Source organism: Leeuwenhoekiella blandensis MED217 (assembly GCF_000152985.1).
Taxonomy (GTDB): Bacteria; Bacteroidota; Bacteroidia; order Flavobacteriales; family Flavobacteriaceae; genus Leeuwenhoekiella; species Leeuwenhoekiella blandensis.
The window spans coordinates 2,791,794-2,815,311 of the sequence record NZ_CH672395.1; the positions used below are offsets into that span (position 1 = coordinate 2,791,794).

The window sequence follows — 23,518 nt, forward strand, 5'->3', positions numbered from 1 at the left end:
CATAGAGTTGAATGAATATTATTGCAAGTTGTTAACTTAGCAATCATGAGACGTAAAGCCAAACATTACACTTTAGAGTTTAAGCAAAAAGCAGTAGAATTAAGTTACGCCAAAGGCAGTGTAGCACAGGTTTGTGAGGACCTGGATATCTTACCTGCTGTTCTTTACCGGTGGCGTAAAGAGCAAAAGAATTATGGTAAAAATAGTTTTCCCGGCCGTGGTAACCCTAAAATGACCGATCAACAAAAAGAGATAGCCCGTTTAAAGAAACAGCTCAAAGAAGCCGAATTAGAACGTGATATCTTAAAAAAGGCGATTGGCATCTTCTCCGCGAGCGACAAGAAAAATACAGGTTCATAAAACAGCATCGTATGAAATTTCCTGTTGAGAAGATGTGCACTATGTTAGCCGTGAGTAAAAGCGGTTATTACCACTGGTTGAAATCTGGTCCTAGCACCCTTTGGAAAGAAAATCAGAAGCTCTCTTCATTAATCAAAGATATATTTGAAGATAGTCACCAAAGCTATGGAGCTCCTAGAATAAAGGCTGAATTGAAAGCTTTGGGCTTTAAGGTATCAAAGCCTCGGGTAGCCCGTATAATGAAGGCAAACTATTTATACGCTAAGAGGAAGCGTAAGTTTAAAGCCACCACCGATAGTAACCATAAATATCCCATAGCACCAAACTTGTTGAACCAATGCTTTAATGTAGCCAGGGCTAATCAAGTATGGGTAAGCGATATTACCTATGTTCAGACCAATCAGGGTTGGAGTTACCTAACAGTGATCATTGATCTATTCAATAGAAAAGTTATAGGATGGGCTTTAAGTGATACCCTAAATACTGAGGATACTGTTATAAAAGCTTGGCAGATGGCTATTAAAAATACCACACTAACACAACCTTTGATATTCCATTCAGACCAAGGTATCCAATATGCCAGCCAAAGATTTACTAATCTACTTAAAAGCTATAATGACCTGGTAAAACAATCGATGAGTAGAAAAGGTAATTGCTGGGACAATGCCGTAGCTGAATCCTTTTTTAAATCTCTGAAAGTAGAATGGGTATATTGGCATAAATACAAGCTTAAATCACAGGCAGAGTTATCTATCTTTCAGTGGATAGAAACCTGGTACAATACCAGAAGAAGACATTCCTACTTAGGAAACAGAACTATTAAAGAATTTGAAATAGATATGTATAATCAAAAACTAGCAGCATAGTCACTCAACTTAAAGTCCAGTTTTTTGTTGCAAGTCCAATGTTGAGCTTTGTTATTGGTTTATTATTCTACAATCCCTATCTCATAGGGAATTCCTGTTTTAATTACAGCTAAGGTGCGGCTTAGTAATTTACGAGCTACCTTAACGATTATTGATTTTACGTTCTTACCTTGATGTTTGCGATAATACTCTTGCATTACCGGGTCTGTCCTGATCGCTTGCCAAGAAGCCTCAATAAAATAACTGCGTATCAAGCGGTGTGCTCGCATACTCACACCCGTATGCCTTAGGGTATCACCACTTTGATAAATACCTGGGGCTAAACCTACATAGCCCGCCAGATGCTTTATGTTCTTAAAGCGTCGCAGATCTCCAAGCTCACTCAGTATACCACTGGCCACAATAGGACCTATGCCCGGTATACTGCGCAATAGCATATAATCGTGTTTAAAATGTGTTTTAGTGTGTCTTCTAAGTAACGTAGATACATCCCGAAACTCTTGATCTATAAACCGAAAACTACGCATACGGCTGCGTAAAACTTCTGTGCCTGTATCATATTCAAACTTCAAGTCATCTAACCAATATCTAAAATTATGACTCCAGTGATCATTGTCGTACTCCGGTGGTATTTCTATACCATAATACAGCAGTTGCATTTTAATATAACTCTTGATCTGACGCATATCTTTAACCAGATCATTGCGTCGACGAAAGAGGCTGCGCAATTGCTCACGACATTGTATGCTTCCCTTAAAACCGAACTGTTTAGAAGTGTAATAATTCTTAATTTTAAACAGTATGAGACGAAGCAAATTCACACCTACACAGATTGCAAAAATTTTAAAGGAGTTCGACAACGGTAAGAGTGTTGAAGAAATTAGCCGCGAATACGGTGTCAGTACCTCTACCTTTTATAAATGGCGTTCTAAATACGCTGGTATGAGCAGCAAAGAACTTAAGCGTATTAAGGAGCTCGAAGCTGAAAACGCCCGTCTAAAGCAGATGTATGCCTCTTTAGCACTAGACCACCAAATGGCAAAAGAGATTATTGAAAAAAAGCTCTAAAGCCCTGCCGTAAACGCACCATAGCTAAAGAACTTATCCGCTACGGCATCAGTAGGGCGTGCCGAGTGCTTAATATGAGTAAAAGTGTTTACTATTATAAGCCATTACCCAAGGATGATACTCCTATAGAGAAGGCTCTTAGAGACAAAGCAGAAGAACATTCAGAAGAGGGTTTCTGGAAAGCCTACTGGCGTATCCGTAACGAAGGAAAGCCTTGGAATCATAAGCGGGTACACAGGGTGTATGTATCTTTAGGGCTTCCTTTAAGAAGAAAAGCAAAGAAGCGCCTGCCCGCGCGTATACAGGAGCCTTTGGAGATTCCTGAAGAATTGAATGATACTTGGAGTATTGATTTCGTAAGCGATGTCCTAGAAAACAAGAGACGTTTTAGATCTTTTAACGTAATAGACGATTTTAATCGAGAGGCACTACATATTGAAGTAGACTTTTCATTGACTAGTAATCGGGTAGTCTGGGTACTCAATCACCTAATCAACCGACGGGGCAAGCCAAACAGGATCAGGATGGACAATGGTCCTGAATTCATAGCAAACCTAACTGCTGAATGGAGTAAAATGCATGAAATTGAATTTAAATACATACAACCAGGCAAACCTACTCAAAATGCTTTTGTAGAACGCTTTAATGGCTCCTATCGCAGAGGTGTCCTAGATAAATATATCTTTGAAAATATTGATCAGGTAAGGGAACAAACTCAAATATGGATGGAAGATTACAATAAATATCGTCCCCATGACTCACTGGGCAAAATAGCACCAGTGCAATACGCAAAACTCCATTCTCTTGGGGCTAGCCCCAAGAGAATGAATAACAATAATTTTAAACCAGTTTTGGAAAATTAAGCAGTTCTAGTCTGGGGAAGCTTACACAAGGACAGGTTCTGTCCCCAGGTATGCAGGATGGCGATCATTCCGGGACTAGCCCCTAAAAACTTAGGATTGGAAGCAAACCCTGTTATAACCTCCCAAGCGGTTTTGAACAGCAAGTCATACAAGAGTCTGGGCTCATACAGGCACAGGCGGTTGAGCTCACAAGGCAGGGTAAAGACCACGTGGAAGTAAGGCACATTCAAGAGTTCTTCTTCCCGTGCTCTAATCCATTGCTCCCTTTTGTGCCCCTGGCACTTGGGACAATGCCGGTTACGACAACTGTTATAACTCAGGTGTAAGATATTGCAAGAGGTATTGGTGCAGCGGTCAATGTGACCGCCCAGGGCAGCCGTGCGGCATTTACGCAAGGCGTATAAAGTTCTTAACTGCCAGCTAGTGGCACAACAGCCAGCTAAGTCTTGTGTATTGCGATTTAATACCTGAGCTACCTCATACGTAGCCCTTGCCATCAGTCTTGTTTATAGAGTTTATCAAGCGGACTGAAGGACTTTTGCCTGCCCAGTTGAGCCACGTGTAAATACGTTAGGGTGGTCTGGATGTCTGCGTGCCCTAAAAGATCCTTTACACTCATAATATCAAGACCCATCTCCAGAAGGTGGGTAGCATAACTGTGGCGCAGGCTGTGGGTGGTCACTTGTTTTCTTATGCCGCTATGCTTACGGGCTTCACTTACGATCCAACGCACCCCTTGAGTAGAAAGCGGGACAGCTTTACCTTCGCTATTATTACCGGTAAAGCACCAGATGGAAGGCTGTTCTGCCCTAAGGTAGGTTTGAAGTCCGCGGATCTGCATCTTTGACAAGGGTACATACCGGTCTTTCCTGCCTTTTCCCTGGCGGATGTGGAGCATCATCCGGTCAAAGTCCAGATCTTTTAACTGCAGGTTACACAGTTCAAAACACCGAAGACCGCAACCATAAAGCAGTGCCAAGACCAGACGGTGCTTTAATAACTTTGGAGCTTTTAAGAGTCGCTTTACCTCCCTAAAGCTTAAGACAACCGGAAGCTTTTTGGGACGCTCAATGGAGGGGAGCATCAACTGCATTTCTTTACGGTTAGATATCCTGTAAGCATATCTCAAGCCATAAACGGTATGTTTAAAAAAGCTGCTCGAAGGAGTCTTGTTGCGAGATTTTAAAACGTGTAGATAATCCAGCACCTGTTCTTCATCCAGATCCAGTGGACTACACTTAAAATGCAGGGCTATGTGTGAAAGACAGCGGGCATAATTAGTTAAGGTACTTTGGCTTTTGCCCGATAGTTCAACAGAACGTTTTAGTTTGAGATACAATTCCTGAAATTCCGGAACACATTCACAAGCACGTTCAATCAGAGTACTACTTTTTTTTCATAATTTGCTAACTATTAGATTTATATATCCTAAAGGTAGTGAATAGAGATTTAGACAACTCTTGAAGCTACCTTTAGGTTTAGTTCAACACAGTGTATAGCTCATTGCGGCTGAATTCCTCATAGTTTATTTGGGCAACTTTACTATCTTTAAGTCGGGCGAAATCCCGATGCTTCGGGACTAGTTGGATTTTTTTGTAAAACCGTTGTGCACAATATGCAAAACCTCAAGATGATTAATCAAACTTTCCTATTAGGACTTTTCATTCTGAGCCTGAATTCCTGTACGGAATCGATAAAAAAAACTTCAAAATTCATTTATGAGATAGAAGAAAGTAGCGTGCAATTAAAAATCTTGAATGGAAATGACTATCTGACTTATAATACTCCTATCAGAGTAGATTTTGAATGGAAAAATATTGAACCAGAAACAGTTTCGATCTACGGAGCAGGAATAAAGCTTCTGAGAATAAAGAATGAAGTCACTCAAACTGAAATAAATATAGAAAGGCATCACTTGATCTCAGATACCTTGGATATCAAGTTGAGTTTTGAGCTTAATGGTCAAAAAACTAGCACTTATTTTAATATTCCTGTAAAAAATTAAAAACTAGTTCTCCTCCTAACATCTAGTTGCATCACTCCCTTTCTTCAGCTACTTTTAATAAATAAACAATACCAAAAAAAGCCACACGCATTTAATCTCCAAGATGAAGTAGATGATAGGAATTTTAGTCTTAATTAGCATTTCTTGGTTGTTGCTCTATCTTGTTGAAAAAAAAGAGCATTCTGGCATTGGGCGTGCTTCCGCCGGGTAAACGTTTAAAACAATTGGGCTTAGGTTTTTTGGTTACCGCGATACTTTGCGTGCTTGTACAGTATTTAGAAGCCTATCTAAAAAGCTCGTCTTGGATCTTGAATGAAAAGATCACTTCTGGCATTGTCCTAAAATCCTTGTGGTGGGATTTTAAATCGGTATTGACTGAAGAACTCCTATTTCGTGGAGCCTTGTTATACCTGCTTATCCAAAAAATAGGCTCCAAGAAAAGTATCCTAATTTCTGCAATCGCCTTTGGCATATATCACTGGTTCTCCTACGGAGTGTTTGGAAATCTAATAGCAATGCTTTTCGTTTTTATCGGAACCGGATTGATGGGATATGCCTGGGCTTGGGCATTTGCAAAAACCAGATCAATGCTGTTAGGTTTCGGCTTACATTTGGGATGGAATGTCACTTACAATACCCTATTCTCTAAAGGTCCCTTAGGCGAACTCGTTTTCCTTTCAAAAGGTGAAACGGAATTAACCGATTGGGCTTCATTGCTCAATTTTACAAGTGGGTTAATTCTCGTCCCCATCATTGTCCTGTTGTTTATACGTTACGGTATTAAAAAAGAAGCGGTGCAAGAGGACTCTGAGGCAAATCTTTAAATTGATAATCAAAACTCATGAAAAACATCAAGTATACCTTAATACTAATTGCCGTTTTTATCCTATCTGCTTGTATGCAACCGGTAAGTGCGCAGGAAAATGTGTTTATAAAGGAGTATATAGAGCGGCTAGAACAATCAAAGGCCTACTTAATTCTTGTAGCCGAAACGATGCCCGAAGCGCAATACAAATTCAGAGCAACTGCAGAATCTATGAGTTTTGAAGAGCATTTGATGCATATAGCTTGGGCGATGGACTGGCATAGTCAATCTTTAATTGGTGGCCGCAAGGCACGCGATTGGAACACCGACACCACACTGAAAGTTGACAACAAATCAAAAAAAGAAATGATCGCTACGATCGCAGAGACTTTTGATACCACCATCCATTTCATTGCTAACCTAGATCTCGATATTCTTGATGAAAGACTGGACTACTTTGGAGCAAACCGAACGAAACGACAAATTTTACTCTTACTTGCAGATCACATCACACACCATAGGGCGCAAATGCTTGTTAATATGCGCCTCAACAAAATCCAACCGCCTCGGTATGTGCTGTATCAGTAAAGCTTAAATTAATAAAACTACTTTCCTGTGCTCTTGAATTCAAGTAAACTACCTTAGGGCAAGCCTGGGAGTATTAAACCCTTTGGCGGCGCCAATAAAAAATCCGTGATCTTAGACCACGGATTTTCTTCGTTCTAAATTATTTTAGAAAGAGCTCGATCACCGGGATCTCCACATCGGGTTTGGTTACCGGCAGTACGAGGTTGATATCATTCTCACCAAACTCTTGCTCGATCATCCAATGACTGTAAGGCTCGGTCAGTTCGATTTCTGAAGCATCGTGTAAAAACTGTGCATATTTGATCTTGTACTTAAAATCCTTCAATAAGAGATTCTTTGTAGGATAGTTAAGCAAGTGCAGATACAATCGCTTACTTTTAGGATTGTAGGTTAACACGGTATTAGGTGGTGCCGTAAATCCTTCGGGAGCTTGAGTACACTCATAAATAGCACGGCTGTTATAGGCCATCCACTCCCCCATTTCGGCTAAAGCTTTATCTACTCGAGGATCAAAAGCTCCACGCCCCGTGGGTCCTACATTAAGCAGTACGTTTCCGCCTTTGCTTACCGACTCGATCAATAAGGTAAGCAACTGCCGTTTGTTTTTCCAGGTGTATTCATCGCGGTAATACCCCCAAGACCCGGAGAAGGTTTGGCAGGTTTCCCAAGCAACGCGCTCCCCGTTATACTCCAACCACTTCTCTACAGTAAACTGCTCTGGCGTGGTAAAGTCCCAACCGCCTTCATATTCTTTGAGATCCGCACGGTCATTCACAATGATCTCAGGCTGAAGCTCACGCACCATTTTCATCAGTCCGGCAGAATCCCAATCTTCGGCAAACTTCCCATGCGGATTAGGGAATGAATAATCGAGCCACAGCAGATCGATCTTTCCATACTTGGTAAGGATCTCTCGTACGTGATTTTTCAAATATTCCCTGTAGATGTCCATATCGCGACCCTTATTGAGTTTTGCATAGTCTTCTTCATTTTCCGGACTTAGCGGATGGTTACGATCTATGGTATACTCCGGATGATGCCAGTCTAGCAACGAATAATAAAAGCCCACTTTTAGACCTTCTGCTCTAAATGCATCTACCCACTCTTGAATCGCGTCTTTCCCGTATGGGGTATTGGTAATCTTATAATCGGTATATTCAGAATCAAAAAGTGTGAAGCCTTCGTGATGTTTTGTAGTAATCACGGCATATTTCATACCGGCAGCTTTTGCCTTTTTAGCCCAAACCTTAGGATCATACAAATCAGGATTGAAAAGCTCAAAATACTTCTCATATTCTTCAACACTCATTTTTTCTTTGCGCATCACCCACTCGTGACGTGCCGCCTGAGAGTATAACCCAAAGTGAATGAACATCCCAAAACGGGCATCGGTCCACCACTGCATACGCTCTTTTTTCTGTGCCGGGGTCTCCTCCCAAATTTTCTCTTGGCCAAAAACATTGAGGCTTTGGCAAACAATCAATAGAATTAGTAGTTTTTTAATCATAATTTCTGTTAATATTCATAAGTAAATATAACAATTAATGCTTCAATATGAATAAATAGAAGCTCTTCAAATACGTGTAGTAGTAGCTTCCGCATTAGAAGCTCAAAACAACAAGCACACTTTTATCTAAGTATCAAAGAGTTATCTTAAAGAAAAACAACACCCGCCACGTGTAACAAATTCTTCCGTTTATAAACTTATAGGCTATAACAAGACTTAACCCAATGGCTTCAAAGCGTACAACAACCATCATCAGAATTTTACTTTTTACAGCAACGCTCATTTCGTTATACTTTGTCCCCTGGCCTATTGTTACGGCGTGGATCAAACCTTTGCCAGACACGATTCAGGAACAAGTTGATAAAGCGCCAGACTATGGTTTTGATGGTATTATCGTTTATGTAGATCAAGCAGGAAAAGCCCCAGCCTGGTATACCGCCGGTACGCACAGCAGAGAAACTCAAGAACCGGCACGCCCCGATGCGCTGTTTAAGATTGCCAGTGTAAGTAAATTGTATACGGCTTTGGCTGTTACTAAACTTGTGAGTAGCGGAAAACTGGACCTTGACCAGACGCTTGCACACTACTTCCCCGAGTTGGCAGATCGTATTGAATATGCAGATCAAATAACGCTAAGCATGATGGTAAAACATCGTAGTGGTATTCCTAATTTCACAGATACCTATATGTATTGGGCAAATCCTAAAGACAATAACGAAGAGCGGCTGGCTTTAATATTAGACCAACCGGCAGCTTTTGCTCCCGATACCCAATACGCATACAGCAACACCAATTATTTGCTGCTTCACGAACTCATTAAAAAAGTAACAGGTCAAACTTCTTTTTACACCATAAAAAAGGAAATTCTTGAGCCTTTAAACCTCAACAACACCTATGGTTCTATACACGATGTGGAGCTCGACCGCGTGATGAGCGGTTATTATGTAGGCTATGAACAAGATCTAAAAACCGATGACAACGATCTTATGCTGGCTACCGCGCAGGATTTAGGTAACTTTATACGTGCCCTCAATGACGGATCGGCTTTTAAAGATGCTGAAGAAAAAGCCTTATATTCCTCTATTTATAAATTTGAGCATACAGGATTGATTCCGGGGTATCAGAGTATTGCCAAGTATCACAACGAGCTGGATGCGGTGGTCATTCAGTTCACCAATACCGTAGATTTTGAAGGCTATAACTGGAATCTTTCAGAAGTGATGTATAGTCGTATTGTCAAGATTTTGAAAAAGAAAACTTCAAATTAAAACCTGTACTTTTAAGACTTAAATATGCCCTTTTAAATTTGAGCCTTACTCCTGTCAAACCTAAATCCCGTATAGACCTGCTCGATGTATATCGTGGTTTTGCGGTATTTGGGATTTTTGTGGTGAACAGTGTCATTATGCATTCCACATTTGTGAATCAAGACGCTTATCTTGCTCAGTTTACGAGTTGGTATGATCGTGGTACACAGCAGCTTTTGCAGTTGTTTTTCTACACCAAGTTCTTTCCTATTTTCTCCTTGCTTTTTGGTTTGGGGATCGCGATGCAAATCCTCAAACGCCGTCAAGAACATCAACCGGTTGCAGGCTTTCTAGGCCGTAGAATGGGTTTTCTTTTTCTATTTGGAGCAGCACACATCATTTTTTTGTGGTCTGGCGATGTCATACACCTTTACGCCCTGCTCGGGATGTTTGCGGTAGTATGCATAAAAGCTTCTAATAAGGTTTTGCTCTGGTCCTCGCTGCTCTTGCTTTGTTTTCCGTTTTACGATCTTCTGTTGGGGTGGTTATTCAACAGCATTCATTTTGATCCTTATGTTTACCTCGAGGGTTTTGACGGTGAGCGCATCAATCAAATCATTACAGAAGGCGCGTACACCCAAGGGCTCGTATTGCGCTTGCGAGAATACGTGGTAAATCTCCCGATGCTTTATGGTTTTCTGGCACCTATTGCATTGGCGATGTTCCTTCTAGGCGTGTACTTAGGTAAGAACAAGCTGGTTTATGATCTGAAATCCTTTATACTGAAGCTCAAAAAACCGGCGCTCCTTATTGCTGTAATTACCAATGTCTATAGAATCCTTTTTCTTACGCTGTTCACTTCTTTAGATCTCTATAAAACCGAAGGCTTCCGTTCAGCATTTATCAAAATGATGGTGATTTGCGACGTGGCTATGGGCCTGTTTTATTTATGGGTTTTAGGTTGGCTGTGGTACATGACGCCTTTTCAAAAACTACTGCACCCGCTGAAGTACGTCGGCCAAATGGCCTTAACCAATTATATTTTACAGAGCGCTATAGGCTTATTCCTGTTTTCTTCAGTGGGATTAGGTTGGTATGAGCAGTTAAGTCCAACACAAGTAGCATTGCTCGCTGTGAGTGTATTTATAGTACAAGTATTCTTCAGTAAACTTTGGCTTAGCTATTTTAAATACGGACCTTTAGAATGGTTTTGGCGTTGTCTCAGCTACAAAACCCTACTCAAGATCAAACGCTAGAAAGCATAAGCGATTCATTCCTAGGTACAAATTGAGACCTATGCAATACTAAAAAGAAGCTGAAAACTGAAGTCCTTTAAAAAGTAATCCTCATCAAGTTTGAATATATTTATAGCCAGATCAGAAACTACCTTGTGATGAACATTAAAATTAAAACCTTCTTACTCAGTTGTATATTTGTCTGGAGTTGTACAAACACCGAAACTCCCGAAAAGCAAAACAAAAAAACAGATTTGCAGCTTTTGGCACTCCAGGCTCAGGTAAAAACGATAACCAGTTTTACAATACAGCCGGCAAATCCTGAAGCAACTCAAATGCTGGAACCGGTAAAAACAAGACATATGGAGTTTAATGAAGCGGGATACCTCACGCTATCACATGAATTTAGAGGCAACCCTACTCCATTTGCCACCAATGACTACACCTATAATGCAAAAGGGCTAGTCGCTGCACGAAAGGAAACCCGTCATTACAACGAACCTATTACAACGAATTATGCTTACGCGTATAATGAAGTAGATAGTTTAACACAAATGGAAGTTGATAACGGATTCAATCAATGGACATATTACACACAACGAGACGCTAAAAATCGTCCTATTCTGAAGCAGGTGATTCAGGCTGATACTGTAGCCTCCCTGCATAAAATGACCTACGACACGCAAGGCAATCTGACCAGAGAAGAAAGCTATTATACTGAAACGCATCCTGATAAGTTTATTTCCAGAACCTTTAACGAGAACGGACAAAAAGTGAAGGAAGTAATTACCGATTTCAAAGACACCGGAGATACACTTCACTATACCAATCACTTCTTTTATAAGGATGATCAGCTTAGCCGTGAAGAACGTAATAAAACTTCAGACAGTGTCTTTACTGAAATCACCTATACCTATCATCCTAATGGTAAACTACAGCAGGAAATCATAATGCCCAAAGGCGCTGAGAACTATGCGATAATCATACAGAAATACAACACCCACGGAGACATTACCTATCACGCAAGTAATTTTAATTCTGATCCTAAAAAGGATATTTTCACCACTCAATACACCTACGACACCCACGAGAACTGGACCGAAAAAACAAACTACAAGAACGATACGATCGTCTCAAAAACTACGCGGGATATCACATACTATGAGTAAATCTGGCATTATAGATCTTGATTGTCTTAGGCTTGACCTTTAATACCGAATTCTTGATGCAAGAACAAAACTACTCCCACAAAGGTTGGTTGAACATCTTAGCCTTCATCATTCCGTATCTGGTGGTGGTTGGGCTGTTTCAATATACCGGGATGCTCATTGCCGGGATGAATGTGGAAAGCTCCGCGCCTCGTGATTTTGACCAGCGACTCATCATTAAAAGCTTTGACCTTATTGGTACCTGTGTCGTTCTGTTTCTGTTCATGACCTTTGTAGATAAGAAACCTTTTAAGGCTTTAGGCTTTTCCATTAGCCACAGGTCTAAGGAGATTGGCTTTGGTTTGGTTCTAGGACTATTAATTATGCTTACTGGATATTCGGTTTTACTTGGCTTGAACGAGATCAGTTTTGTTCGTATCCGGTTTGACGGAATGCAATTACTTAAATCTGTTGTGTTTTTTATTTTGGTGGCCTTTATAGAAGAAATGCTTTTTAGAGGCTACATCCTGCGTAACCTGATGCTTTCTATGAATAAATACATTGCACTTTTGGGGAGTTCGCTGGTCTTTGCCTTGATGCATGCCTTCAATCCTAATGCAAGTATGTTTGCGCTTTTCAACATATTTCTTGCAGGGATTCTTTTAGGGCTTTCGTATGTGCATACTAAAAACCTTTGGTTTCCCATTGCTTTGCATTTCAGCTGGAATTTCTTCCAATCGGTTTTTGGTTTCAACGTGAGCGGTCAGGGATTTTATTCGGTAGTTCAATTTAAGATCAATACCGACAGTTCCTTAAACGGCGGAGCTTTCGGCTTTGAAGGCTCTTGGCTTTCGGTTGTGATTCAAGTATTAGCAATCATCGGGATCGCAATACATTTTAAAGCAAAAAGGTAAAACCTTATTTGTTTTAATTATATTTAAAAGTAATACGCCAGCTTATGACTATTCTAAAATATGCACTTATCTTATCTCTAATTCTTTTTCACGGTAGGGCCTTTGCTCAAACCTCTTCCACCCAAAAAGTAGAGATCGCCTATATGATTACACCTTCAGCAAAGACTAAAAAAATAAAATTTAGATGTCTGGTCCCAAGGGATATCCCCAACATCCAAAAGATAAAGAACATCAAATATTCTATTGCACCCACATCAATTATTGAAGAGGGAGATAGCAGGTATGCAAATTTTCTCTTTACCGGTATACACAAGCCCATTTCGCTAAAAATTAAGTATACAATTGCTCTTGAAGAAACTGATCTAGCACATCCCAACAAACTAGAACTAAAACAATCTACACCTTTAGATTCCTTCTTGATCGAAGAACGTTTTATTGAATTATCAGATCCCTTAATTGCTTCCACAGCTCAGAAATTAAAAGATAATGACACTTTGGGAACAGTGAAAAATATTTATCAATTTGTATCAAAAAAGCTAAAATATGGAGGCTTTAATACGGCAGACATTGGCGCTGCAAAAGCTTTGCGTCAAAAAGAAGGCGACTGTACTGAATTTACAGATCTTTTTGTAGCTCTATGCCGTATTAATGGAATTCCAGCCCGTGTAATAGATGGATATAAAGCTGATTATAATAACACACCTTTACACTCATGGCCTGAGGCTTATATCAAAGAATATGGCTGGATACGTTTTGATCCCACTCCCGGTAATGCGATTGACTTTACCAAACTTAGACCTACTTATATTCAACTAAGTACGCTTAGGAATAATCCAAAACTCAACAACGGTCATTTTTGGAGTTATACCTATTGGGGTGAAAAAATAAGTGTAAACGAGAAGATTAGCATCACCAGCCTTTAGCACATTTAACTGGATCCCACACCACAATGCTAAAGCTCTTTTTTATTAAATCGAGCCCAATCTCCGATATTCAAACTAATCAAGATAGATTTACTGGCTGAGGATGTATTTAAATTTCAAATTTCCATAGAGCAACAAGATAAACCCTATCTTTGCTGCTTATTATACTATATGACATTTAAAGAATTAGGTCTAATTGACCCTATCCTCAAGGCTTTAGCCGATAAAGGATACACCCACCCTACTCCAATTCAGCGACAAGCGATTCCAATACTTTTAAAAGGAAAAGATCTTCTGGGATCTGCACAGACCGGTACGGGTAAAACAGCTGCTTTTACCATTCCTATTCTTCAACAGATTTATGACAAGGTTGGTTCAGGCAAAGGAAAGCGCAAGCTTAAAGCACTCATCGTGACGCCTACACGCGAACTCGCGATTCAAATTGAAGACAACGTAAAAGAATACAGCAAATACACAGGAATCCAAAGTACCGTGATCTTTGGCGGAGTCAAACAAGCGTCGCAGGTACAAGCGATGCGTAAGGGTGTTGATGTGCTTACCGCTACGCCGGGACGCTTATTAGACCTGGTAAAACAAGGATTTATAGATCTGGGCACTATTGAATATTTGGTGCTTGATGAAGCCGATCAAATGCTTGATATGGGCTTTATTCACGATATTAAAAAAATACTCAAACTCGTACCGCACAAAAGGCAATCGCTTTTCTTTTCGGCCACGATGCCTAAAGAGATCATCGATCTTTCTAAGCTTATTTTGGGCGATTTTGAAAAAGTAAGCATCGCTCCAGAAAAACCGACTGCAGAGCGCGTAGATCAGGCGGTATATTTTGTAAGTAAAAAGAATAAAGCAAAATTACTGAAGCACCTTATCGATACCGAGAAGCCCGAAACCTTGCTCGTGTTTTCGCGTACGAAACACGGTGCCAATAAGATCGTAAAGGTGCTGGATAAAGCCGGCATTCAGGCTGCAGCCATTCACGGGAATAAGTCGCAAGCTGCGCGTCAAAAAGCGCTCAATGCCTTTAAAGAAGGGAAGCTTCACGTACTGGTCGCTACCGATATTGCAGCACGAGGAATCGACGTTTCAGAACTTGAGCTCGTTATTCAATACGATCTGCCTAATGTGCCTGAAACGTATGTGCATCGCATTGGTCGTACCGGACGCGCTAAAGCCAGCGGTATAGCAATTTCATTCTGTGCTACAGATGAACGCGCATATTTAAAGGATATTGAAAAGCTCATCAAGCAAAAAATACACGTGATTGAAGAACATCCGTTTTTAAGCGATGAAGCTTCAGAAGCGGGCCAGCTTGCTGCAAACAACGAGCAAGAGCAACCCAAACGCAACAACCGTAATCGCTCTAGAAACCGCAACCGTAACAGGAATCGAAACACTAATAAAAATAGCAGCAACAGACCTAAAAAGCAAACCGCGGGAAGGCCTAACAAACGTTTCAACTCAAAACCAAAGTCAGAGTAAACTATAGGGCAAGCCTCAAAGTAGTAAACCTTTTGGCGCTGCCAATAAACATTCGGTTTATATTTTAAAAAATCCGCTACGCTTAAGCTGCAGCGGATTTTTTTTAGGATCCTACCCAAAAACGCTCCACCTAAATTCTAACGATTATTTAACAGCAAATACGGTGTTTTCTGGAGTACCTTTAATCGTAAAATAAAGGATCATTTATTATGAAAAAATACCTTGTATTAAGCGTTTTTGCTACAATACTCTTTACCTCTTGTGATGACACCCGCAAAGCCTTACACGATGATTATCTTGAGTTTGTGATGCACACAGATAGTCTAGAAGTGGTACACGAGGCGATGGTGGTTTCTCACGAAGCGGTAAGAGCCGATACCCGCACCTTAAGTGAAAAATTAAAAGATGTAGAGGAGACAGATTCTGTGGCGATGGCAGATGTTCAAAAACATCAGATGTTGCTAAAGCAGCAAAATGAAACCTTAGCAAAGCTGAAAGGAATTATTGAAAGTCACGCAGAACTCAAAGACTACTTTATGTCAGACAGTATTTCTGTAGCACAAATGGAGCAGCAACTGCTGGATATGGAAGCCAATAACGAAGAGATCGCTGCACGTTTAAACCAGATCAAAACACAATTGAAAACGATCGAAGCAGAACAGGAAATCTTAAAAAATCAAGAACCTGAAAATTAACTCAACCATTTTCAGAAGCATTTCAGTACACTGACACTGTTTTATTTAAGAGATAAAAGTCCGTTGAAAAACGCATTCAACGGACTTTTTTATGGGTTGTACACGATTTTAAAGGCTTAGCATACAAGTTTTTAGTAACTTGAAGCACTTATTTTGTTCAATCCCAGCAGTATAAATACATGAATAAAAAATACGCTTTCGTTTTCATTATCAGTTTCTTAATTGGTGCTAAGTCCTTTGCTCAAAGTGACACCAAAGATCCCAAAGCCTGGACGCCTGAAGACATTGTTTACACCGAGTCGATGCGCGCTCCGGTATTTTCACCAGACGGAAATATGGTGGTCTGGAGTAAAAGTAAAGCGGTAAAGAAAAAAGATCGCTTTGTTGCTAATCTTTATTTGACACGTTTGGGTATTCAAGAAGACGGTAAGTTCCTTACTACGCAACTCACACAAGGCGACGAGAATGACTACAGTCCTATTTTTTCAAAAGACAGCAAGGCGCTTTATTTTTTGAGTTCGCGCGATAAAGGCAAAAAACTTTGGAAACTTAGCCTTTACGGGGGCGAAGCCGAAGAAATACATGAGTTTGATAACGGGATTTCAAGCATTCAGCTTAAAGATAGAAACACCTTATTCTTCACCTCTAAAAATGGAAAAACGCTCTACGATGTGGAAGCCGAAGAAAAAGAAGACAATGTGCAGGTGATTGAAGATTCACTCCACTGGCAACCGAGTCATATTTATGCTTTTGATCTTAAAGACAAAAAGATCACTCGAATTACCGACAACACAAAACCCATACGTGGCTACCAACTTTCGCACGACGGAAACTGGCTGTACTACAGCATCACCCGCAGTTTAAGTTACGGCGCCGATGCGCAGAAAGATCCCTTCAGCTATCTTGTTGACCTTAAAACAGGCGACAAAAAGCAGATCTTAAAAGACTTTGAATTTCCTATTTACAGTGTACAATTCTCTGCAGATGATAGCGGATTTTATTTCGGCACCGGATTTTCTTCAGACCCCGAATGGAATGGCGCCGGGATTATAGAATTATACTATTATGATATCGCTTCAGCAAAAGCGACTAAGGTAGATCTGGATTGGGAACTTGGTATTGGCGGCGGCTATACAGTGGCCGGGAATGACGTGATCGTTTCCCTGGCCAACAAAGCCACAATGAAGTTGGCCTATTACACCAAAAAAGGGACGAGCTGGTCGCGTTCTGAAATGGATTTTGATGACAAGAACGAGCACGTAAGTCTCAATGCAATTGCAGACGATGCTTCAAAAATCGTTTACACCTACTCTACCGCTTCAAAACTTCCGCTGTACTTCGTTGCAGACCTTAAAAAAAATAAAGTAAGTAACGAGGAAACCTTTATCGCGCTCAATAAAAAGCTTGAAAAGAAATATATGCCGAAAAGCGAAATCATGACCTGGACGGGCTATAACGGTGATGAAGTAACCGGAATTTTATACTATCCTAACGATTATGAGGAAGGGAAAAAATATCCATTAATGCTCAATATTCATGGTGGGCCGTCAAGTCAGGATACCGACGAATGGTCGGGCAGTTGGGCATATTATCCATCGATCCTAACGCAGAAGAATATGTTTGTCTTGATGCCCAATTATCACGGCTCAAGCAATCATGGTTTAGAATATGTCGAGGCGATCAAGGGCAATTATTACGAACCGGAGCTAGAAGATATCACCAAGGGAATCGATAAACTCGTTGCTGAAGGGAAAGTAGATCGCGATCAAATGGGAACTATGGGTTGGTCTAACGGGGCGATCCTAACGACAATGCTTACGGTCAAATATCCTGATATGTTTAAGGTCGCGGCTCCCGGTGCCGGCGATGTGAACTGGACCTCAGATTTTGGAACCTGCCAGTTTGGGGTGAGTTTTGACCAGAGTTATTTTGGCGGTGCGCCTTGGGACGATACCAACGGCAAAACCTATAACGAGAATTACCTCATCAAATCGCCACTTTTTGAGATTGAAAAAATTAAAACCCCAACCATAATTTTCCACGGAAGCGAAGACCGCGCAGTACCTCGCGATCAGGGTTGGGAGTATTACCGCGGCTTACAGCAGGTGGGCAAAACGCCGGTGAAATTTTTATGGTTCCCGGGGCAACCTCACGGTTTAGGAAAGATCACGCATCAGCTGCGCAAAATGAAAGAAGAGATCGCCTGGATCGACACCTATCTTTTTGATAAAAAACCTACAGAAAACGAAGCCTTTAAAGAGGACAGTCCGCTGGCGGAAATTTTCAAGCTTGAAGAAGCGAAACAACAGAACGGATTATATGGAGTTTTAAATAAAGGAATACTGATTCCCGAAACCGTTCAGGTGAAAGAAGATTCCATCAGTTTAGGTCGTTTTGAAGTTACTAATGCACAGTTTAAGACATTCAAAGAAGCTTTCTCTTTTGATGCCGGAAAAGACAATTATCCGGCTGTAGTTTCCAAAACAGAAGCCGAAGACTATGTAACTTGGCTTTCAGCACAAACCGGAAAAACCTATCGCCTTCCCAATGCTAAAGAAGCTGAAAAACTTCAGCAAAAAGCAGCCGAAAGCGCCAAAGGACAAAACAACCTGAATACTTGGGCAGGATACGATCTTACCGCTGATGATGCTGCGATGCTAAGTCAAAAAGTAAACAGTTTAACCTATTCTCTTTTAAAGCCGGTGGGTTCTAATAAAAGTGTAAAAGTTGGCGAAGCAATACTCTATGATTTGGGAGGAAATGTTGCCGAATACAGCAACACAGGAACTTATGATTATAGTGCGTATGATTTCGCAGATCCTTACGATCAAAAACCCGTAAAGAGTGAACACGTAGGCTTTAGAGTAGTAAAAGAATAATCAATCCAGAATTTTTAGAAAATCAGTCAAAATATGAAAATCAATAATCACATGTTAAGCCTTATTGCAGCTACGCTTTCTGTTACCGCAATGGCACAAATCAATCAGACCGACACCCGACTTATGGATGCGCCGGCAATTAGCAACACGCATATCGCATTTATCTATGCCGAAGATCTCTGGGTGGCCAATCGCGATGGTTCACAACCCCGCAGATTGACTATTGATGAAGGTGTAGAATCAAATCCCATATTCTCACCAGACGGAAAAACCATCGCCTTCAGTGCAGAGTATGATGGCAATATGGATATTTTCAGCGTGCCGGTAACCGGTGGTGTTCCTACCCGCTTGACCTTCCACCCTTATCCGGATATTGCGCGTGATTTTACGCCAGACGGAAAAAGTGTAGTTTTCGCCTCGCAGCGTACCTTGTTTACCAATCGCTATACTTCGTTGTTTACGGTGCCTTTGAGTGGTGGCCCGGTTTCCGAATTGGAGATCCCAAATGCATATTGGGCGAGTTATTCTGAAGATGGAAAATACATCGCATATACGCCAATTCCTGATCGTTTCAACCAATGGAAACATTACCGTGGCGGAACACAAACCCGTATTTACATCTACGACACCGCAACCCAAGAAGTGGTAGAAATCCCAAAACCGGCAGCAGGAAGCAACGATGCGCAACCCGAATTTATAGGAAATAGCGTGTATTTTAGAAGCGATCGCGATGGTGAATTCAACCTCTATGCCTATGATCTGGCTTCAAAACAAGTGAGTAAGTTGACCGACTTTAAAGATTTTGGTCTGGAAGATTTAGAAGCAAGCAGCGATGGGATGCTGATTTTAGAGCAAGCCGGATACTTGCACACCTTTAATCCTTCAACCAAGCAGCTTACCAACCTTAAAATCGGTATCGCAACTGATTTATTAGAGCTACGTCCACGCTTTGTAAGCGGGAGTTATTACGTGCGTAGCGGTGGTATTTCACCTTCAGGAGCGCGTGTGGTGGCCGATTTTAGAGGAGAAATTGTAACGCTTCCTTCAGAAAAAGGAGATATGGTGAATCTCACTCAAACTCCCGGAGTTCACGAGACTTTCCCAGCATGGTCGCCAGACAGCAAGCATATTGCTTATTTTTCTGATGCCAGCGGCGAGTATGCGCTGCATATAAAAGATCAAAACAGCACCGATGCTGCCAAAGCGATCGCTCTTGATGGCACCGGATTTTATGCGCACCTACACTGGTCTCCCGATAGTGAAAAAATCGCTTATGTAGATAACGGTAGAAACCTATACATCACCACGGTAGCAACAGGAAAAACCCAAAAAGTAGCTCAGGATGTATTATATCAACCTGGCGAGTACCGGGATTTATTCGGAAGCTGGTCTGCTGATGGAAATTGGCTCGCCTACACCTTGATCACCAATACCAACTTTGAACAGGCGTATGTGTATTCGCTTAGCGAAAACAAATCTTATCCTATTTCTGACGGCCTGTCTAACGTGACCGAACCTACCTTTGACCCTAGCGGAAAGTACCTGTATCTCACCGCTTCTACCGATGCCGGTCCGGTGGTGAATTGGTTTGACCAGTCTAACCAAGATATGACTTCGTCTAATGCTTTGTATTTAATCACGCTTCAAAAGGAGGTAAAATCGCCTTTTGCCAAGGAAAATGATGTTGAAAAAATCGCCGAAGCTGAAGAAGAACAAAAGGAAGATAAGAAAGAAGAAGGTGTACCGACTTTAAAAATTGACTGGGACGGTATTATGGATCGTATGGTTTCGGTCCCGGTAGGCACTGGGAATTTTATGTCGCTTGCTGCTCCTAAAGAAGGGATGCTGTATTACATTTCGTATCCGTCCTATGATGCTCCTGCAATGCTACATCTGTACAATTTAGGCGAACAAAAAGACGAAGAACTCTTTGAAGTGGATGCTTTTGAAATTTCTGCGAACGGAGAGAAAATGTTTTATTACGCTAATGGAAGCTGGTTTGTTTCTGACACCGGGAAAAAATCAGATTTAGGTCCGTTGGCTTTTGATGCGATCAAGGTTAAGATCGACCCTAAACAAGAATGGGAAAACATATTTAATGAAGCCTGGCGCGTAAACCGCGATTACTTCTACGACCCGGGAATGCACGGTGTAGACTGGGATGCGATGAAAGAAAAATACAGCGTATTCCTTCCTGATGTTCCTGCAAAAAGTGATCTCTACCGCGTGATGAGTTGGATGTTTGCCGAGCTTTCAGTTGGGCATCATCGCTTTGATTACCGAGGCGATTCTCGCGTAGAAAAAGAGAACATCAACGGTGGCTTACTGGGTGCTGATTTTGAGATCAAGAACAACCGTTACCAGATCACTAAAATCTACGGTGGTCTCAATTGGAATCCAGATCTGCGTTCCCCACTTACCGAACCCGGTGTAAATGCCAGCGAAGGCGATTATATCATTAAGGTAAACGGAAAAGAAGTAACCGGTGAAGATAACCTCTACCGCTTTTTTGAAAATAAAGCCGGAGCTATTGTGACCCTTACCTTGTCTAGCAATGCCAATGGAAGCAACGCCCATAACGAAGAAGTAACCACGATCGCTTCAGAACGTGCGTTGCGCAATCGCGATTGGGTAGAAGGCAACATTAAGAAAGTGAACGAAGCCACAGACGGCCAGGTAGCTTATGTCTATGTACCGAATACAGCAACAGCGGGCCACGAGTATTTTAAACGCTATTTCTATCCGCAGGCAGATAAAAAGGCCATCATTGTTGATGAGCGCTTTAATGGTGGTGGTCAACTGGCAGATTATGTGATCGACCTGTTAAACAAACCGATGCAGAGTTATTGGAATTTCAGATATGGTAAGGATATGAAAGCACCAAGCGCTTCTATTCAGGGACCTAAGGTGATGCTTATTGATGAAACGGCAGGTTCAGGAGGAGATTATTTACCCTATTTATTCCGAAGAAATAACTTGGGAACGCTGGTAGGAAAACGCACCTGGGGCGGACTCGTGGGAGTCTTAGGATATCCGGAATTCATTGATGGCGGTTATGTGACTGCGCCTAACGTGGCCTTTTACAATGAAGAAGGCTTCGGAATTGAAAATGTAGGAACACCACCAGATGTTGAAGTAGAGCAAACTCCAAAAGATGTCATCGCCGGTAAAGACCCACAGTTGGAAAAAGCGATCGAGATCATCTTACAACAGCTTGAAGAAAATCCGCCGAAGTCGCTTACCACTCCGGAATATCCGGATAAAACCAAAAATTAAATTCATGATCGAATGAAAAAAGTGTCTTAAACTTAAGTTTAAGACACTTTTTTTTTGCTTTTCACATAAAAACCAACCTCAATTTGTAAAAGCATAAAAAACAGCCTATTGCAATAAAAATTCACTTGTACTTTCAAATTTTACATCGATTTCTTTTTATCTTAGATTTCCCAAATCATTATGAAAATGAGTAGATTATTACTTCTAATCGTACTGTGTTTTTGCAGTACGATTTCCACTCGTGCACAAGTAGGCATAGGTACTACAGATCCTAAAAATGACTTGCATATTGAAGGTGGCTTGCGCATAACCGATACGCCGGCGGGTGTTGATAATGATGCTTCCCAGCGCGTCCTGGCCACTGATGAAAATGGAGATGTGGTTACAGTAGATCGAGATCAAATCCTAAAAGATGTAAAGTTTCCTGAAATTGTCTTCAGTGCTAAATACGGTACTACAGATCCTTTTATTCCATTTTTTAACAGCTGTAATCCGTGCAACGCAGGCCAACAGTTACGTTTAAATTTAGTGAGTCCAAAAATTGCATACCAAAAAACCAGTGCTATCCAGGTGATAGATCCTTCCGGAACCAACGGTGATGAATATTTTAGAATTACAGAAGACGGTTATTATACTTTTGAGATTCAAACGTCAATAACTTTGAATCAAGCCCTGAAGTATTATATCAATTTTTATATGCAGAATAATAAAGCAGATACTACTACTGAAACTGACATTTTAAGAATATACGCCGGAATTCCGGCAGGAGGAGAACCTGCCAATCAAAATATAGGAGCTCCCATTACCTTTAAAGATGTTAAATATTATAGTGCAGGTGATGAAGTCTATTTTGCATTTCAACCCGCTTTTTATATCAATGCTATCATCGCCAATGGAAGACCTACCGGTGCTTCCTATGCTGCGCAACTTACCGTGATGCGATTTACCGACTAATTTTGGCTGTTAGATTTAGCTTTAGAAACAATTGTGCTTATCTTTCTCATTGAAATCTAAAAATTCTGTTCAATGCTTAAGCAATTTCTAGGCGTACTGATGCTCTGCTTCATTTTTGGTAAAACCGTATCGGCTCAAACTTCTTACGAAGCCGAAATCCTTCAGTTTCAAAACGACTTAAATGCTGAATATAAAAATCCGGAAGAATCGCCCTTAACTCCACAAGAGCAAAAGGAATTTAAAGGACATAGCTTCTACCCTATCGATTCGACCTATCGGGTTATGGCGCAATTTCGAAAAATAGAAGATCCGGAAGAAATTCAATTTCCAACCTCATCAGGTGCCATTAAAACCTATGATACCTATGCCCTTGCTACTTTTGAACTGAAAGGGAATACCTATCAATTACCCATATATCAAAGTCACGTGCTACGCCAAATGGAGGAATATAAAGACTATCTCTTTTTACCGTTTACCGATTATACCAGCGGTGTGGAAACCTACGGCGCCGGTCGATATATAGATCTCAGAATCCCCGAAGGAAATACAATTGTGATTGATTTCAACAAAGCCTACAATCCCTTTTGTGCGTATAGCCCTAATTATTCGTGTCCCATTCCGCCGGAAGCCAATGATCTAAAACTTGAAGTAAAAGCAGGAATACGAGGACCTGAAGAGCATTAAG

Annotated in this window: 19 protein-coding genes and 1 pseudogene; 16 read left to right on the forward strand and 4 right to left on the reverse strand. The window is 41.0% G+C overall.

The annotated features are described in order from the left end of the window. Positions 1-21 precede the first annotated feature (21 nt). A protein-coding gene (locus tag MED217_RS12055; protein ID WP_154648898.1) for an IS3-like element ISLbl1 family transposase occupies positions 22-1,226 on the forward strand; the annotation gives its coding sequence in 2 pieces (ribosomal slippage) (positions 22-301 and positions 301-1,226; 1,206 coding nt in all). A gap of 62 nt (positions 1,227-1,288) precedes the next feature. Here MED217_RS12055 and MED217_RS12060 read toward each other — a convergent pair. After that, positions 1,289-1,954, reverse strand: coding sequence for a transposase (locus MED217_RS12060; protein WP_230199263.1), 666 nt, complete (start codon positions 1,952-1,954; stop codon positions 1,289-1,291). A 73-nt stretch (positions 1,955-2,027) separates the two neighbouring features. On the opposite strand from MED217_RS12060, the gene MED217_RS12070 reads away from it, so the two are divergent. Continuing rightward, a protein-coding gene (locus MED217_RS12070) for an IS3-like element ISLbl2 family transposase (protein WP_088124381.1) occupies positions 2,028-3,157 on the forward strand; the annotation gives its coding sequence in 2 pieces (ribosomal slippage) (positions 2,028-2,289 and positions 2,289-3,157; 1,131 coding nt in all). A 26-nt stretch (positions 3,158-3,183) separates the two neighbouring features. Here the strand turns inward: MED217_RS12070 and MED217_RS12075 are convergent. Together MED217_RS12075 and MED217_RS12080 are read right to left on the reverse strand one after the other, a co-directional pair. Further along, positions 3,184-3,654 (reverse strand): annotated as a pseudogene (locus MED217_RS12075) (IS91 family transposase); the annotation flags it as partial. Beyond that, on the reverse strand, positions 3,654-4,241 hold the full coding sequence (locus tag MED217_RS12080) for a tyrosine-type recombinase/integrase (protein ID WP_009780806.1): 588 nt from the start codon (positions 4,239-4,241) through the stop codon (positions 3,654-3,656). The pseudogene MED217_RS12075 and the gene MED217_RS12080, both read right to left, overlap by 1 nt. Before the next feature lie 546 nt (positions 4,242-4,787). On the opposite strand from MED217_RS12080, the gene MED217_RS12085 reads away from it, so the two are divergent. From MED217_RS12085 to MED217_RS12095, 3 genes are all read left to right on the forward strand, one after another. Then, positions 4,788-5,162 (forward strand): hypothetical protein, encoded by a 375-nt coding sequence (locus MED217_RS12085; RefSeq protein ID WP_154648936.1) that lies wholly within the window; start codon positions 4,788-4,790, stop codon positions 5,160-5,162. 164 nt (positions 5,163-5,326) lie between these two features. Beyond that, complete coding sequence (locus MED217_RS12090; protein ID WP_230199264.1) at positions 5,327-5,986, forward strand: CPBP family intramembrane glutamic endopeptidase; 660 nt, start codon at positions 5,327-5,329, stop codon at positions 5,984-5,986. A gap of 17 nt (positions 5,987-6,003) precedes the next feature. Beyond that, the gene (locus tag MED217_RS12095) at positions 6,004-6,555 is read left to right on the forward strand and encodes a DinB family protein (RefSeq protein WP_009780809.1); all 552 of its coding nucleotides are present in this window, start codon (positions 6,004-6,006) and stop codon (positions 6,553-6,555) included. Positions 6,556-6,694: 139 nt separating this feature from the next. On the opposite strand, the gene MED217_RS12100 is transcribed toward MED217_RS12095, so the two are convergent. Next, the gene (locus MED217_RS12100; RefSeq protein WP_040532794.1) at positions 6,695-8,062 is read right to left on the reverse strand and encodes an alpha-L-fucosidase; all 1,368 of its coding nucleotides are present in this window, start codon (positions 8,060-8,062) and stop codon (positions 6,695-6,697) included. 224 nt (positions 8,063-8,286) lie between these two features. On the opposite strand from MED217_RS12100, the gene MED217_RS12105 reads away from it, so the two are divergent. The 11 genes from MED217_RS12105 to MED217_RS12155 all read left to right on the forward strand — a co-directional run bounded on the left by MED217_RS12105 (position 8,287) and on the right by MED217_RS12155 (position 23,517). Further along, positions 8,287-9,330 carry a serine hydrolase domain-containing protein gene (locus MED217_RS12105; RefSeq protein ID WP_009780811.1) on the forward strand — a complete coding sequence of 348 codons (1,044 nt, stop codon included), beginning with the start codon at positions 8,287-8,289 and terminating at the stop codon, positions 9,328-9,330. Positions 9,331-9,368: 38 nt separating this feature from the next. Further along, on the forward strand, positions 9,369-10,565 hold the full coding sequence (locus MED217_RS12110; protein ID WP_009780812.1) for a DUF418 domain-containing protein: 1,197 nt from the start codon (positions 9,369-9,371) through the stop codon (positions 10,563-10,565). Between the two features lie 137 nt (positions 10,566-10,702). Beyond that, positions 10,703-11,713 (forward strand): hypothetical protein, encoded by a 1,011-nt coding sequence (locus MED217_RS12115; protein WP_009780813.1) that lies wholly within the window; start codon positions 10,703-10,705, stop codon positions 11,711-11,713. Between the two features lie 56 nt (positions 11,714-11,769). Beyond that, a complete protein-coding gene (locus MED217_RS12120) occupies positions 11,770-12,606 on the forward strand; it encodes a CPBP family intramembrane glutamic endopeptidase (protein WP_050759357.1) in 837 nt (278 codons plus the stop codon). Positions 12,607-12,650: 44 nt separating this feature from the next. Further along, entirely contained in the window at positions 12,651-13,529 is an 879-nt protein-coding gene (locus tag MED217_RS12125) for a transglutaminase-like domain-containing protein (protein ID WP_009780815.1), read from the forward strand. A gap of 171 nt (positions 13,530-13,700) precedes the next feature. Beyond that, entirely contained in the window at positions 13,701-15,029 is a 1,329-nt protein-coding gene (locus tag MED217_RS12130; RefSeq protein WP_009780816.1) for a DEAD/DEAH box helicase, read from the forward strand. Positions 15,030-15,238: 209 nt separating this feature from the next. Further along, entirely contained in the window at positions 15,239-15,724 is a 486-nt protein-coding gene (locus MED217_RS12135; protein ID WP_009780817.1) for a hypothetical protein, read from the forward strand. 179 nt (positions 15,725-15,903) lie between these two features. Further along, on the forward strand, positions 15,904-18,603 hold the full coding sequence (locus MED217_RS12140; protein ID WP_009780818.1) for a prolyl oligopeptidase family serine peptidase: 2,700 nt from the start codon (positions 15,904-15,906) through the stop codon (positions 18,601-18,603). Positions 18,604-18,636: 33 nt separating this feature from the next. Further along, entirely contained in the window at positions 18,637-21,879 is a 3,243-nt protein-coding gene (locus tag MED217_RS12145) for a S41 family peptidase (protein WP_009780819.1), read from the forward strand. Between the two features lie 186 nt (positions 21,880-22,065). Then, a complete protein-coding gene (locus MED217_RS12150) occupies positions 22,066-22,833 on the forward strand; it encodes a hypothetical protein (RefSeq protein WP_009780820.1) in 768 nt (255 codons plus the stop codon). Positions 22,834-22,905: 72 nt separating this feature from the next. Next, complete coding sequence (locus MED217_RS12155; RefSeq protein ID WP_009780821.1) at positions 22,906-23,517, forward strand: DUF1684 domain-containing protein; 612 nt, start codon at positions 22,906-22,908, stop codon at positions 23,515-23,517. Position 23,518: the final 1 nt, after the last annotated feature.

Bases quoted from the DNA above. Each gene is read 5' to 3' on its own strand.
- MED217_RS12120 (WP_050759357.1), top strand. From the start codon at position 11,770: ATGCAAGAACAAAACTACTCCCACAAAGGTTGGTTGAACATCTTAGCC.
- MED217_RS12100 (WP_040532794.1), bottom strand. From the start codon at position 8,062: ATGATTAAAAAACTACTAATTCTATTGATTGTTTGCCAAAGCCTCAAT.
- MED217_RS12085 (WP_154648936.1), top strand. From the start codon at position 4,788: ATGATTAATCAAACTTTCCTATTAGGACTTTTCATTCTGAGCCTGAAT.
- MED217_RS12140 (WP_009780818.1), top strand. From the start codon at position 15,904: ATGAATAAAAAATACGCTTTCGTTTTCATTATCAGTTTCTTAATTGGT.
- MED217_RS12115 (WP_009780813.1), top strand. From the start codon at position 10,703: ATGAACATTAAAATTAAAACCTTCTTACTCAGTTGTATATTTGTCTGG.
- MED217_RS12145 (WP_009780819.1), top strand. From the start codon at position 18,637: ATGAAAATCAATAATCACATGTTAAGCCTTATTGCAGCTACGCTTTCT.
- MED217_RS12095 (WP_009780809.1), top strand. From the start codon at position 6,004: ATGAAAAACATCAAGTATACCTTAATACTAATTGCCGTTTTTATCCTA.
- MED217_RS12080 (WP_009780806.1), bottom strand. From the start codon at position 4,241: ATGCTCCCCTCCATTGAGCGTCCCAAAAAGCTTCCGGTTGTCTTAAGC.
- MED217_RS12135 (WP_009780817.1), top strand. From the start codon at position 15,239: ATGAAAAAATACCTTGTATTAAGCGTTTTTGCTACAATACTCTTTACC.
- MED217_RS12150 (WP_009780820.1), top strand. From the start codon at position 22,066: ATGAGTAGATTATTACTTCTAATCGTACTGTGTTTTTGCAGTACGATT.
- MED217_RS12130 (WP_009780816.1), top strand. From the start codon at position 13,701: ATGACATTTAAAGAATTAGGTCTAATTGACCCTATCCTCAAGGCTTTA.
- MED217_RS12125 (WP_009780815.1), top strand. From the start codon at position 12,651: ATGACTATTCTAAAATATGCACTTATCTTATCTCTAATTCTTTTTCAC.
- MED217_RS12105 (WP_009780811.1), top strand. From the start codon at position 8,287: ATGGCTTCAAAGCGTACAACAACCATCATCAGAATTTTACTTTTTACA.
- MED217_RS12155 (WP_009780821.1), top strand. From the start codon at position 22,906: ATGCTTAAGCAATTTCTAGGCGTACTGATGCTCTGCTTCATTTTTGGT.